The organism is Siccibacter colletis, from assembly GCF_025914095.1.
GTDB lineage: Bacteria > Pseudomonadota > Gammaproteobacteria > Enterobacterales > Enterobacteriaceae > Siccibacter > Siccibacter colletis.
On record NZ_CP074352.1, the window covers coordinates 2,931,754 to 2,944,393 of the forward strand.

The following is a 12,640-nucleotide window of genomic DNA, read 5'->3' on the forward strand; positions in this document are numbered from 1 at the left end:
AGTTATCATGATTAGCATTCTAAAAAACTGAACGATTTTTTGCACTTTTTATCAAAAGGATTCATTTATGGTTGTGATGTACGGCATCAAGAACTGCGACACCATCAAAAAAGCGCGCCGCTGGCTGGAAAATGCCGGGGTAGAGTATCGCTTTCACGACTACCGCGCCGATGGCCTGACGCCGGCGCTGTTGCAGGGGTTTATTGACGAGCTGGGCTACGAAGCGCTGCTCAACACCCGCGGCACCACCTGGCGCAAGCTGGATGAGGCGACCCGCAACGGCATTACCAACGCCTCTGCCGCCGCTGCGCTGATGCTGACGATGCCGGCAATCATCAAACGCCCATTGCTCTGTGCGCCCGGTAAGCCTATGCTGCTTGGTTTCAATGAAAATAACTATCAGCAGTATTTCAACGAGGTGTAGTGCTATGTCTTGCCCGGTCATTGAGCTGACGCAACAGCTTATTCGTCGCCCTTCCCTGAGCCCCGATGATGCAGGTTGCCAGGCGCTGCTCACCGAGCGACTGCGCGCCGCTGGTTTTACCATCGAAGCGATGGACTTTGGCGATACGCAGAACGTCTGGGCATGGCGCGGTCAGGGTGAAACGCTGGCGTTTGCCGGCCATACCGATGTGGTGCCGCCGGGGGATGCCGATCGCTGGATCAACCCGCCGTTCGAACCTACCATTCGCGACGGCATGCTATTTGGTCGCGGCGCGGCGGATATGAAAGGCTCGCTGGCCGCGATGGTGGTTGCCGCCGAGCGTTTTGTGGCCCAGCACCCGAATCACAAAGGCCGTCTCGCCTTCCTGATTACCTCCGATGAAGAAGCCAGCGCGCAGAACGGCACCGTAAAGGTGGTGGAAGCGCTGATGGCCCGCAACGAACGCCTCGACTACTGCCTGGTGGGCGAGCCATCCAGTACCGAAGTGGTGGGCGACGTGGTAAAAAACGGTCGCCGCGGCTCGCTGACCTGCAACCTGACCATTCACGGCGTGCAGGGTCACGTCGCCTATCCGCATCTGGCGGATAACCCGGTGCACCGCGCCGCGCCAATGCTCAACGAGCTGGTCGCCATTGAGTGGGATCAGGGCAACGACTTCTTCCCGGCAACCAGCATGCAGATTGCCAATATCAAGGCGGGTACCGGCAGCAACAACGTCATCCCCGGCGACCTGTTCGTACAGTTTAACTTCCGCTTCAGTACGGAACTGACCGACGAGATGATCAAATCCCGGGTCATTGCGCTGCTGGAAAAGCACCAGCTGCGCTATACCCTCGACTGGTGGCTCTCCGGTCAGCCATTCCTGACCTCGCGCGGCAAGCTGGTGGATGCGGTGGTGAACGCGGTTGCGCACTATAATGAAATTAAACCGCAGCTGTTAACCACTGGCGGCACGTCAGACGGCCGCTTTATTGCGCGTATGGGTGCGCAGGTGGTGGAGCTCGGGCCGGTCAACGCGACGATTCATAAGATCAACGAGTGCGTAAACGCCGCCGATCTGCAACTGCTGGCCCGGATGTATCAACGTATCATGGAGCAGCTCGTCGCCTGACGACTGCCACGTAAAGAGGATAAGCGCATGGAACTGCTGGCAAAATACTGGTGGGTACTGGTGATCGTGTTTATGGTCGGGGTGCTGATCAACGTGATTAAAGATTTGAAACGCGTCGATCACAAAAAATTTCTCGCCAACAAACCAGAGCTGCCGCCGCATCGTGATTTCAACGATAAGTGGGATGACGAAGACGACTGGCCGAAGAAAAAGCCGTAATAAAAAAGCCCTCCTGCGAGGGCTTTTTTTATCGGTGCGTTTACGAGCTACAGCAGTTCAATGATATCGTCATCTTTCGGCTTACCGCCGCTTAACGCCTCATCGAAGTAGCGCTTCGGCACGGTAAAGCGCAGGTGCTCAATGGCGCGCTCCATACTGCGCTCATCAATGGCGTGGCCCAGATCGTCAATGATATCCAGCGTAACGTCCCCACCCAGTTGAACCAGCGCTTCGGCAGCATCTGCGGCATGAGCCAGCTCAATTACCCGGTCTTCACCGCCGTGGATAAAGTGCACGGTAACACCGGTCGATGCCTGCGCCGGCACGCGAGCGAAACGCCCGTTGAAGGCGATAACGCGCGACGCCAGGTCAGGCTCCGCCTGCGTGCTTTCCAGTGCCATGATGGCGCCCTGGGAAAATCCGATCAGCGCCGTCGCCGCACCGGTTAATCCACTCTGGCGCTGCCAGTAGCGTACCGTCTCGACAAAGCGCGGCATAATCTCATCGATGCGCGCCTGACGGTTCTCCTCCGTTACGCCCTGCACGGAAAACACTCTCGCCCAGGTTCAGGCCCGCTGGGTGCCGGACCGCCGACGCTGACCACCAGCGCAGCCGGGAAATGCGGCGCAAACCAGCGGCCGATTTCGCTCATGGATACCGGGTTATCGCCCACGCCGTGAAACAGCAGCAGCAGCTGTCTGGGGGGAACGTCCGGGCTTTGTACTACTACGTGGTCATGTTTCATTACCGCCTCCTCAGGTACTGAGCAACAGTCTACGCCGGGTAATCTCAATGACCATGCCAGTTAACTGAATGACTCAGTTAAAAAAATTGCAGTGCGGCGATGTTGCTCTGTAACGCTTTGCCGCGCTCGGGATCGAGGCTGGCAAGCGCCAGGCCCACCTCCTGCCGAAGCTGTTTCACCTGTGCTTTTCGGCCCTCTTCGCCCTGCTGCTGCCCGCTAAACCAGCGACGCAGCGCGGGTAAGGCCAGGTCAGCGGCCAGCAGCAACCGGTTCAGGCTGCCGATGCAGGCCTCCGGCGGGCGATGCGCAAAGGCAAATCCCGCCAGCTCGCGCCAGTCCTCATCATTAAGGGTAGCCTGGTGTGAGGGAATGACCGGCAGTTCCTCGTCGATCCACGGCTGGAGCCATGTGGCATCCCGGCGCAGCCGCTGGTGTTCATGCCCGGCCAGCGCGTGTCCGGCTGCGCTCAACGGCAGGAGTGCCATTGCGGTATAACATCCGCTGCTCGCTTCCCGATGGCTACCGAAACGCACCAGCGTAAAGCCGCAGCGCTGCCAGAAGCGCCACAGCTCAGGGGTGTATCCGAAGCTGACGGAGAGATAATCACAATCAGGATGCGCGTTCGCCTGCGCCCATGCGATCAGCTGCGCGCCGATACCCTCCCGCTGTCGCGCCGGATGCACCGCAATACGGCTGATGCGTAGCCCGCGCAGCGTTGCGGCATCGGGGCTTCCGCCGTGCGCCGCCAGCGACTGCGCGACCAGGTTGCCGCGCGGCCGGCGAAATCCAGCCCACACGGCGGCACTCAGCGCGGTACTCAGACCGCCCTCCTCTACCAGCCACAGCGCGCCCGCCGGACGTTCGCCCGCCGGGCGTTCGCCCGCCAGCGCCTGAGCAAAACGCTGCCCAGGCGCGTCCATCATACGCCGCAGGTCGAGCGGTGAGGTGCGGTAGTGCGCCCCGGAAAGCAGGCGATAGAGCGCTGCGATATGACCGGGGTTATCACGCCACGCCCGCTGCGTCAGGGGGGCGATGCGGCATTCCCCAGCAGGCCGCAGGCGAAAATCGTCGTCATCAAACAGCAGTAGCGCAGCGATAAAGCGCTCCAGCGCATCGTACCGCGCCCAGCGCACCGGTTGTTCGAGGCTGAAGGTGCGCAGCCCCGGCACGCTGGCACAGAATTTCAGCATGAAACCGCGCCCGGTGCCTTCGTAGCCCTGCACCGTGGTGACCAGCAGCACGCGCGGGAAACCGGCCAGCAACCTGCGCAGCAGCGGCCCAGGAATGGCGGCAGCTTCATCAATAATGAGCCAGTCATATCCAGCTAACGTGTTCTGTTGCAGGGCAGCGACCAGCGCATCCGGGGCGATAAACTGAAAGCCTTCTCCGGCATGCTGCGCCAGTACCATCGTGGCGGCTTTAGCCGGTGCGGTCACCAACACCGCGCCCGGCCAGCGGCGCACCAGCATCCCGGCCAGTGCCGACTTGCCGCGTCCGCGCGGGGCGGTAACTACCGCTGTGCCCCGCGGGAGGGACAGCAACGCATCCAGCACCTGCTGCTGCTCGCGCTCGGGTTCTCCCGAGGCCATGCACCACGCCGGGCCGTCCGGCGGCGTGGGTAACTGAAACGGCTCACCCTGCCGCCAGTGCAGGACGGCGTCGTCCTCCAGACAACAGGCGATAAAATGGCGGACGAAATGCGGGGTGGGAATGGGTTCCGGCCTGTCGCTCCAGCGTCGGCTGTCGTTATCCGGCTGCGCGGCCCAGCGCTGCCACGGCGGAGTGAGCAGCACCAGCCAGCTGCCGGCGCGCAGCGTACCTGCCAGCGCCGCCAGCGCGTCGGCGGCAAAACCGTCCCGGGCATCAAACACGGCGTGGGTAAACTCCCGGCCCAGCAGCGTGCGAACCGCGGCTGGCAGGAAGTGCTGCTCTCCTTGTGGGCGCTCACTTACCGTTAGCCAGTCGCCGGGTAACGCGGCGGAGAGACGTGCCAGCTGCGTTTCTGTCCAGGCGTCATCACCCTCAAGCACCAGCACACGACGCTGACCCGTTCGGGCCAGCGCGGCGGTAAAGGCAGACAAATTAGTCATCGCAGGAGGGGATCACAGACGCACGTCATTACCAAAGGTGTTGCACTGGGCGGGGTCGCCACTGTCGAAACCGCGTTTGAACCAGGTGTAACGCTGTTCAGACGTGCCGTGGGTAAATTTCTCCGGGACCACCCGGCCCTGGCTCTGCTGCTGCAGGCGGTCATCGCCAATGGCTTCAGCAGCGTTCAGCGCCTCTTCCAGGTCGCCGGACTCCAGCACGCCCTGCTGCTGCATGGTTTTACCCCATACGCCCGCAAAGCAGTCGGCCTGCAGCTCCATGCTCACCGACAGCTTGTTAGCTTCCGCTTCGCTGGCATTCTGCTGCAGCTGACGCACTTTTGGTTCGATGCCGAGCAGCTTCTGCACGTGGTGACCGACCTCATGGGCAATCACATAGCCCTGGGCGAAGTCGCCGCCCGCACCAAGCTTGCGCTTCATCTCGTCATAGAATGAGAGATCGATGTAGACGGTGCTGTCTGCCGGGCAGTAGAACGGCCCCATGATGGACTGGCCGTTGCCGCAGCCGGTGCGGGTGGAGCCGCGATACATCACCAGCTTCGGCTGCTGATAGGTGCGGCCCATCTTCTCAAACTGCTGGCCCCAGCTCTCTTCGGTAGTCGCGAGGATCACCGACGTAAACTTCGCCGCCTCGTCCTCGTTCGGGCTGATGGAGCGCTGCGTACTCTGCTGGGAGACCGGCTGTTCGCCGGTGAGCAGCGAAGTGAGATCGACGCCGTAATACCCGGCCACCACCACGACCAGCAGCAGCACGATGCCGCCTTTCCCTCGCGGCAGGCGGACACCGCGCCCTCCCATCGCCGGCCCGCGGGCGTTACGTCTGTCCTCTACGTTGTCGCTTTCGCGACGACCTTGCCAACGCATAATTAACCTCTTCACGATTTGTTTTTATGTATAGATCGTAGGTGGTTAACGCGCGGATTACCATCTCATTCCTGCCCATACTGCATGCGCACGCATCAATTACGCTCACGCTGCGCCGTGACGTTGCTCGTGGGCTTCGCGCGATGCCCTGAAAGCGGCGCTATTGCTGATGATCCAGTTCCACAGCGGCAGCATAGCCAGCAACATCTCTTTCCCGAGGCCGGTGAGCTGGCCGCAGTACTCTCCCAGCACTTTAACGCTACGTTTACGCCTGAAGTGGCTGATGTCGCGGCCTGGCTGCGTGAAAAGGAATAAAGGCAAAAAAAAGCCGGGTGCGGAAAGTCCGCCCCGGCTCAGATACGGCAAAGTGGACTATCAGTCGAGGTTTACGCCCAGACGACGCGCCACTTCCTCGTAAGCTTCAATCAGGCCGCCGAGGCTCTGACGGAAACGGTCTTTGTCCATTTTATCCATGGTCTGTTTGTCCCACAGGCGTGCGCCGTCCGGGGAGAACTCGTCGCCCAGCACCACTTCACCTTTGAACAGGCCGAACTCCAGCTTGAAGTCCACCAGAATCAGCCCGGCGTCGTCGAACAGCTTAAACAGCACCTCGTTCGCGCGATAGGTCAGTTCCTTCATGCGCGCCAGATTCTCTTTGCTCACCCAGCCGAAGGTCTCGCAGTAGGATTCGTTCACCATCGGGTCGTGCAGCTCATCATTCTTCAGGAACATATCGAACAGCGGCGGGCTGAGCTCAATCCCCTCTTCGGTACCCAGACGCTTCACCAGCGACCCGGCGGCGCGGTTGCGGATCACGCACTCCACCGGCACCATCTCCAGCTTCTTCACCAGCGATTCGGTGTCGGACAGCAGCGCTTCAAGCTGGGTCGGAATGCCCGCTTCCTGCAGTTTCGTCATGATGAAGTGGTTAAACTTGTTGTTCACCATCCCTTTACGGTCGAACTGCTCAATGCGCGCACCGTCTCCTGCTGACGTATCATTGCGGAATTCGAGCACCAACAGATCCGGGTTTTCCGTGCTGTATACGGTTTTCGCTTTGCCACGATACAACTCAGCTTGCTTTTGCATCTTCAATTACTCCAGGTGTGGTGACCGCTGCGCGGCCTGATAATTAATGCGTAAATTCGGCTTACGTGCCTACGCACACGTTTGCGTAGACAGGATAAAAAAAGGCCGGACGCGTCCGGCCTGAGGTATTACTTGCTGAATGCGGCCTGGAAAGCGGCAACCAGCGCGTCGTTCTGCGACTGCGTAAGGGTATGGCCTTTCGGGTCGATGAACTGCAGGCTGCTGCGGTTATCGAGGTCGCCAACCTGAAGCTTGTAGTCGCCAGCCAGCAGCTCCGGATCGCGCGCGCCCAGCTCCTGCCAGTCGCTGTCGGACAGCGGCTTGTAGGTTACGGCGATGTTACCCTGTGAGCGGGCCGTATCGGTCACTTTCATGCCGACTTTCTCAAGCGCTGCGGGCAGACGGCTCCAGACAACATTGAACGGACCACGGACGATCAACACCGGCAGGCCGACATCATCGGCACCGCTCTGAACATCAAGGTCGGAAGCGGAACGGTTTTCCTGCGCGGCCTGAGCGGCAGCCTGGGTTTTATCCAGATCCGCAGCGATAACGTTCAGCATCTGCGCGCTGTAGCGCTGCAGGGAAGCGGCATCCGCAACCGGCTTGCCGGACTGCTCAAGATTCAACAGTTTAACCACGATTGCCTGCTGATAGCCCTGCGGCTTCACGGAAACCTGGTAGCGGCCACGATACTGTTCGTCTTCGTCGGCACGGTTCCACTGCACCCAGTCGGTGGTCAGGGTCTGCGCGGCGTCGTCACGTTTGTCGATGGCATAATTCTGCCCCTGCAATACGGAGACAACCTGCGGCCACAGCGAGCCAGAACGGCCGCTTTCAACCAGCAGCGTGGCGGTATCACCGGTAAACTGGGTGCGTGCGCCGGTCACCAGCGCCAGCGGCTGTGCAGGCGGACGAATATCCAGCGCCTTGCCGACAGCGCCGCTGCCGTTGGTCACTGGAATGTTGTAGTTACCGTTTTCGACCGGCAGGATCATCCCGGCGGGTGCATGAAGCTCCGCCAGCGGCTGCGCATCCAGATAGGACTCGTCTCCGCTGACCTGACGCTTGTAGCGTGAATCGGAACTGCAGGCAGCCAGCAACATAATTAATGAAACGCTAGCGACCTTTGCTACACGCGACTTCTGAACTGAATAAGCCATCAAATCTCCCTAAACTTTACAGCAAACCGGCAAACTTAAGCGCACTGGCAACCGCGTCACGACCTGCGTCGGTGATCGGTGTCATTGGCAGACGCAGCGTGTCGGTCGCCACAAGTCCCAACTCCTTACAGGCCCATTTCGCCGGGATCGGATTGGGTTCGACAAACAATTTATGGTGAAGCGGCATCAGGCGCTGATTGATGATGCGTGCCTCGTTGAACTGCCCTGCGGCAGCCAGACGGCACATGTCCGCCATATCACGCGCGGCGACGTTGGTAGTGACGGAAATCACCCCATGACCGCCGAGCTGCATGAAGTCCAGCGCGCTGGCGTCATCACCGCTGAGCAGCACGAAGTCGTCTTCGACCAGCTCTTTGATCTGATGAACGCGGGTTAAGTTCCCGGTGGCTTCTTTAATACCGACAATATTTTTTACTTTCGCCAGGCGGCCAACGGTCTCCGGCAGCATATCGCACCCGGTACGGGACGGCACATTATACAGAATCTGCGGCAGATCGGTGTGTTCCGCGATGGCTTTGAAGTGCTGGAACAGGCCTTCCTGAGTAGGACGATTATAGTACGGCGTGACGGTCAGGCAGCCGGCAATACCGCTGTCGTTGAAGCGCTGCGTCAGGCTAATGGCCTCAGAGGTGGCATTCGCGCCGGTGCCGGCGATGACAGGAATACGTCCGTCAGCCAGTTCCAGCGTCATCATTACCACATCGCCATGCTCGTCGTGGCTGAGCGTCGCCGATTCACCCGTGGTCCCTACCGAAACAATCGCCGACGTCCCGTTGGCAATATGATACTCAACCAGCTTTTTCAGGCTTGACCGGCAGACATTACCTTTGTCATCCATCGGTGTGATAAGCGCGACAATACTTCCCGTGAACATGGGCCATCCTCTGTGCAGACAATAATCCCAATGGTACGTTTGGTGCCCCGGTAAAAGCAAGCGACGAGGCATCGCCGGGGCTGTTGTACCGATGATTTTTTTATGCTTTCCTTAGGATTACCTCACCGAATCACAGGAAGTTCAGGTTTGACTGCATCAGCTCAGCATTTTCTTGTCATTACCGCACTGGGCGCAGACCGCCCAGGAATCGTTAATACCATCACGCGTCACGTGAGCAGCTGCGGTTGTAATATTGAGGATAGTCGGCTGGCGATGCTGGGTGAGGAGTTCACCTTCATCATGTTGCTGTCGGGAAGCTGGAACGCGATCACCATGATCGAATCCACCCTGCCGCTGAAAGGCGCCGAGCTGGAGTTGCTCATCGTGATGAAGCGTACCACCGGCCAGGCTCGCGCCATGATGCCGGAAACCGTCTGGGTGCAGGTAGAAGTGCCCGACTCGCCGCATTTGATTGAGCGTTTCACCGCATTGTTTGACGCTCACGGCATGAACATCGCCGAACTGGTGTCGCGCACCCAGCCGGCAAAAGCGGACACGCCGCCGCAGCTTTTTATTCAAATCACCGCTCACAGCCCGGCCTCGTCCGACGCATCAATAATCGAGCAGGCGTTCAAAGCACTATGTACAGAACTCAACGCGCAAGGCACTATTAGCGTAGTGAACTACCCGTAGCACGACGAACAGGATGGAGAGGAGTAATGAATTCACTGAAAGCCGGTGACATCGCACCGAAATTTAGCTTGCCCGATCAGGATGGTGAACAAGTAAATTTGGCCGACTTCCAGGGACAGCGCGTTCTGGTTTATTTCTATCCCAAGGCCATGACCCCAGGTTGCACCGTTCAGGCGTGCGGCCTGCGCGATAACATGGACGATTTGAAAAAAGCCGGTGTCGAAGTGCTGGGTATCAGCACCGACAAACCGGAAAAGCTCTCGCGCTTCGCCGAAAAAGAGCTGCTCAACTTCACGCTGCTCTCCGATGAAGACCACAGCGTCTGCCAGCAGTTTGGCGTCTGGGGCGAAAAGTCCTTTATGGGCAAAACCTATGACGGCATCCACCGCATCAGCTTCCTGATTGGTCCTGACGGCGTGGTAGAGCATGTGTTCGACAATTTCAAAACCAGCAACCACCACGATATCGTGCTGGACTGGGTGAAAGCGAACGCCTGAGTTTACGCTGTAACACAGACAAAAAAGCCGACTTACGTCGGCTTTTCTTTTAGCGCTCTTCTATCGACAGCCCGTCGGGCCAGGCGTGTACCACCGCCTTCACCAGCGTCGCCAGCGGGATCGCGAAGAATACGCCCCAGAACCCCCACAGCCCACCGAAAATCACCACCGAGAGAATGATCACCAGCGGATGCAGGTTCACCGCTTCGGAGAACAGCACCGGCACCAGCAGGTTTCCGTCCAGCGCCTGGATAATCAGGTAAACCGCCATGCAGCTCCAGAACTCCGGGCCGAGCCCGAACTGGAACAGCGCCACGCCCACGACCGGAATAGTCACCACAAAGGCGCCGATGTAAGGGATGAGTACTGAAATGCCCACCAGCACCGCCAGCAGCAGCGAGTAGTTCAGGCCGAACAGCACAAAACCAATCCAGGTGGCGACGCCCACCACCACCATCTCCAGCACCTTGCCGCGAATATAGTTGGTGATCTGCTGGTTCATCTCGACCCACACCTGTCCGGCCAGCCCGCGATTGCGCGGCAGAACGCGGCGCACGGCGCTCAGCATCTGTTCTTTGTCCTTCACCAGGAAGAACACCATCAGCGGCACGAGGATCAGGTAAATCGCCAGCGTCAGCAGACCGACCAGCGACGCCAGGGAATATTTCACCACCGAGTCGCCCAGCCCCATCATGCGGGTGCGCATATTCTCCGCCATCGCATCGATGATGCCGGCATCCATCAACGCCGGATAGCGTTTCGGTAGGGTGGCGGCGAAATCGGAGAGCTTATTGAGCATGCCTGGCATGTCGCGGATCAAATAGATGCCCTGCTGCCAGGCGACCGGAGCCACGACCAGCAGCAGCATCAGCAGAATGCCAACGAACAGGATCAGCACCAGCGAGGCGGCCAGCGTCCGCGAGCAGCCGAGACGCTCCAGCCGGGCGGTAGGCCACTCCAGTAAATAAGCGAGGACAATTGCCACCAGCAGCGGTGCCAGCAGCCCATGCAGGAAAAAGAGGATACAAAATCCGGCAACCAGAATAACCAGCAGCGCTATCGCTTCAGGATCGCTGAACCTGCGACGATACCACTGCATTAACATTTCAAGCATAACCCGTCCCTGACAAGGTGATGGAAGGCAAAACAGGGCTGGAAGTGTAGCGAAATGTGACAGAAAAGACTTCGCTTTTTCGAGCCGCGTTCAGAAAAGAGCAGGCCCGGTAAATATCGTTTTTATAAATCGTCTTTGACCCGCTACACTCCGAGAGCGCCCGGTATTATGCGGAACGAAACCGCGCCGGCCCGGTCAAAATGTTGATTTGATTGATACAGGATAGAGGTTATGTTCAGGCAGTTGAGAAAAACGCTGGTTGCGACCCTCATAACGACCCTGATGGCCGCCCAGGTGGCGCCCGCCTGGGCCGATACCACCGACGACCTGCCTGACATGGGCACCTCAGCGGGCAGCACGCTCTCCATCGGACAGGAGCTGCAGATGGGTGACTACTACATGCGCCAGCTGCGCGGTAGTGCGCCATTGATCAACGATCCGCTGCTGGTGCAGTACGTCAACAAGCTGGGGATGCGGCTGGTAAGCCATGCAAACTCGGTGCGCACGCCGTTCCACTTCTCGCTCATCAATAATGACGAAATAAACGCCTTCGCCTTCTTCGGTGGCAATGTGGTGCTGCACTCGGCGCTGTTTCGCTATGCCGACAATGAAAGCCAGCTCGCCTCGGTGATGGCGCACGAAATCTCCCACGTCACCCAGCGTCACCTGGCGCGTGCGATGGAAGATCAAAAACGCAGCGCGCCCCTGACCTGGGTCGGCGCGCTCGGCTCGATTCTGCTGGCGATGGCCAGCCCGCAGGCGGGGATGGCAGCCCTGACCGGTACACTGGCCGGCACCCAGCAGGGCATGATCAGCTTCACCCAGCAAAACGAACAGGAAGCGGATCGCATCGGCATTCAGGTGCTGCAGCGCTCGGGCTTCGATCCACAGGCGATGCCGACGTTCCTGGAAAAGCTGCTCGATCAGGCGCGCTACTCCAGCCGTCCGCCGGAGATCCTGCTGACTCACCCCCTGCCGGAAAGCCGCCTCTCGGATGCCCGCAACCGCGCCAACCAGATGCGTTCCGTTGTCGCGCAATCCTCAGAAGATTTCTATATGGCGAAGGTGCGTGCCCTCGGCATGTATAAGTCGGGCCGCAATCAGCTCACCAGCGACCTGCTGGATGCGCTGGCGAAAGGCAACGTGCGCGAGCAGCACGCCGCCCGTTACGGGCGCGCGCTACAGGCAATGGAAGCAAAAAACTTCGCCGAAGCGAAAACGCTACTGCAGCCGCTGCTGAACGCCAGCCCGGCCAACGCCTGGTATCTTGACCTTGCGACCGACATCGACCTTGGCCTTAACCGGGCCAGCGACGCCATCAACCGTCTGAAAAATGCGCCGGACCTGCGCAATAATCCGGTGCTGCAGCTCAACCTCGCCAATGCGTATCTGGAAAACAGCCAGCCGGCCGAGGCGGTGAAGATCCTTAACCGCTATACGTTTGCGAATAAAGAAGACACCAACGGCTGGGATCTGCTGGCGCAGGCGCAGGCAGCGCTTAACAGCCGCGATCAGGAGCTGGCCGCCCGCGCGGAAGTGCTGTCCCTGACGGGTCGTCTCGATCAGGCAATCTCCCTGCTCAGCAGCGCCAGCAGCCAGGTTAAAACCGGCAGCCTGCAACAGGCGCGCTACGATGCGCGCATTGACCAGCTGCGCCAGCTGCAGCAGCGCTTCAAGCCCTATGAAAAGATGTAAGG

13 protein-coding genes and 1 pseudogene are annotated in these 12,640 nt (G+C 59.5%); 6 read left to right on the top strand and 8 right to left on the bottom strand.

The window, feature by feature from the left end; translation table 11 throughout:
* Window positions 1-67 precede the first annotated feature (67 nt).
* The 3 genes from KFZ77_RS14135 to KFZ77_RS14145 are packed head-to-tail and all read left to right on the top strand — an operon-like array spanning window position 68 to window position 1,775.
* Window positions 68-424, top strand: coding sequence for an ArsC family reductase (locus KFZ77_RS14135; RefSeq protein WP_264384554.1), 357 nt, complete (start codon window positions 68-70; stop codon window positions 422-424).
* Window positions 425-428: 4 nt separating this feature from the next.
* A complete protein-coding gene (dapE, locus tag KFZ77_RS14140; protein WP_264384555.1) occupies window positions 429-1,556 on the top strand; it encodes a succinyl-diaminopimelate desuccinylase in 1,128 nt (375 codons plus the stop codon).
* Between the two features lie 27 nt (window positions 1,557-1,583).
* On the top strand, window positions 1,584-1,775 hold the full coding sequence (locus KFZ77_RS14145) for a YpfN family protein (RefSeq protein ID WP_031520397.1): 192 nt from the start codon (window positions 1,584-1,586) through the stop codon (window positions 1,773-1,775).
* Window positions 1,776-1,822: 47 nt separating this feature from the next.
* On the opposite strand, the pseudogene ypfH reads toward KFZ77_RS14145, so the two are convergent.
* From ypfH to dapA, 7 genes and pseudogenes are all read right to left on the bottom strand, one after another.
* Window positions 1,823-2,520: pseudogene (ypfH, locus tag KFZ77_RS14150) on the bottom strand (esterase).
* Between the two features lie 77 nt (window positions 2,521-2,597).
* Window positions 2,598-4,610, bottom strand: coding sequence for a tRNA(Met) cytidine acetyltransferase TmcA (locus KFZ77_RS14155; RefSeq protein WP_264384556.1), 2,013 nt, complete (start codon window positions 4,608-4,610; stop codon window positions 2,598-2,600).
* A gap of 12 nt (window positions 4,611-4,622) precedes the next feature.
* A complete protein-coding gene (gene ypfJ / locus KFZ77_RS14160; protein WP_031520391.1) occupies window positions 4,623-5,492 on the bottom strand; it encodes a KPN_02809 family neutral zinc metallopeptidase in 870 nt (289 codons plus the stop codon).
* A gap of 105 nt (window positions 5,493-5,597) precedes the next feature.
* Window positions 5,598-5,813 carry a hypothetical protein gene (locus KFZ77_RS14165; protein WP_264384557.1) on the bottom strand — a complete coding sequence of 72 codons (216 nt, stop codon included), beginning with the start codon at window positions 5,811-5,813 and terminating at the stop codon, window positions 5,598-5,600.
* A 54-nt stretch (window positions 5,814-5,867) separates the two neighbouring features.
* Entirely contained in the window at window positions 5,868-6,581 is a 714-nt protein-coding gene (gene purC, locus KFZ77_RS14170) for a phosphoribosylaminoimidazolesuccinocarboxamide synthase (protein ID WP_031520385.1), read from the bottom strand.
* A 128-nt stretch (window positions 6,582-6,709) separates the two neighbouring features.
* Window positions 6,710-7,744, bottom strand: coding sequence for an outer membrane protein assembly factor BamC (gene bamC, locus KFZ77_RS14175; RefSeq protein WP_264384558.1), 1,035 nt, complete (start codon window positions 7,742-7,744; stop codon window positions 6,710-6,712).
* Between the two features lie 16 nt (window positions 7,745-7,760).
* Complete coding sequence (gene dapA, locus KFZ77_RS14180) at window positions 7,761-8,639, bottom strand: 4-hydroxy-tetrahydrodipicolinate synthase (RefSeq protein WP_031520381.1); 879 nt, start codon at window positions 8,637-8,639, stop codon at window positions 7,761-7,763.
* Between the two features lie 147 nt (window positions 8,640-8,786).
* Between dapA and KFZ77_RS14185 the strand changes: the two genes are divergently transcribed.
* Together KFZ77_RS14185 and bcp are read left to right on the top strand one after the other, a co-directional pair.
* Window positions 8,787-9,332 carry a glycine cleavage system transcriptional repressor gene (locus KFZ77_RS14185; RefSeq protein ID WP_031520379.1) on the top strand — a complete coding sequence of 182 codons (546 nt, stop codon included), beginning with the start codon at window positions 8,787-8,789 and terminating at the stop codon, window positions 9,330-9,332.
* Between the two features lie 26 nt (window positions 9,333-9,358).
* Window positions 9,359-9,829 carry a thioredoxin-dependent thiol peroxidase gene (gene bcp / locus KFZ77_RS14190; protein ID WP_264384559.1) on the top strand — a complete coding sequence of 157 codons (471 nt, stop codon included), beginning with the start codon at window positions 9,359-9,361 and terminating at the stop codon, window positions 9,827-9,829.
* 49 nt (window positions 9,830-9,878) lie between these two features.
* Here the strand turns inward: bcp and KFZ77_RS14195 are convergent, their stop codons facing one another.
* Entirely contained in the window at window positions 9,879-10,943 is a 1,065-nt protein-coding gene (locus tag KFZ77_RS14195; protein ID WP_031520375.1) for an AI-2E family transporter, read from the bottom strand.
* 231 nt (window positions 10,944-11,174) lie between these two features.
* Between KFZ77_RS14195 and bepA the strand changes: the two genes are divergently transcribed.
* The gene (gene bepA, locus KFZ77_RS14200; protein WP_264384560.1) at window positions 11,175-12,638 is read left to right on the top strand and encodes a beta-barrel assembly-enhancing protease; all 1,464 of its coding nucleotides are present in this window, start codon (window positions 11,175-11,177) and stop codon (window positions 12,636-12,638) included.
* The last annotated feature ends 2 nt before the right edge of the window (window positions 12,639-12,640 follow it).

Excerpts from the sequence above, each read along its gene's own strand:
- purC (WP_031520385.1), bottom strand. The coding sequence starts at position 6,581 with ATGCAAAAGCAAGCTGAGTTGTATCGTGGCAAAGCGAAAACCGTATAC.
- KFZ77_RS14145 (WP_031520397.1), top strand. The coding sequence starts at position 1,584 with ATGGAACTGCTGGCAAAATACTGGTGGGTACTGGTGATCGTGTTTATG.
- KFZ77_RS14195 (WP_031520375.1), bottom strand. The coding sequence starts at position 10,943 with ATGCTTGAAATGTTAATGCAGTGGTATCGTCGCAGGTTCAGCGATCCT.
- KFZ77_RS14155 (WP_264384556.1), bottom strand. The coding sequence starts at position 4,610 with ATGACTAATTTGTCTGCCTTTACCGCCGCGCTGGCCCGAACGGGTCAG.
- bcp (WP_264384559.1), top strand. The coding sequence starts at position 9,359 with ATGAATTCACTGAAAGCCGGTGACATCGCACCGAAATTTAGCTTGCCC.
- bepA (WP_264384560.1), top strand. The coding sequence starts at position 11,175 with ATGTTCAGGCAGTTGAGAAAAACGCTGGTTGCGACCCTCATAACGACC.
- ypfJ (WP_031520391.1), bottom strand. The coding sequence starts at position 5,492 with ATGCGTTGGCAAGGTCGTCGCGAAAGCGACAACGTAGAGGACAGACGT.
- bamC (WP_264384558.1), bottom strand. The coding sequence starts at position 7,744 with ATGGCTTATTCAGTTCAGAAGTCGCGTGTAGCAAAGGTCGCTAGCGTT.
- KFZ77_RS14135 (WP_264384554.1), top strand. The coding sequence starts at position 68 with ATGGTTGTGATGTACGGCATCAAGAACTGCGACACCATCAAAAAAGCG.
- dapE (WP_264384555.1), top strand. The coding sequence starts at position 429 with ATGTCTTGCCCGGTCATTGAGCTGACGCAACAGCTTATTCGTCGCCCT.
- dapA (WP_031520381.1), bottom strand. The coding sequence starts at position 8,639 with ATGTTCACGGGAAGTATTGTCGCGCTTATCACACCGATGGATGACAAA.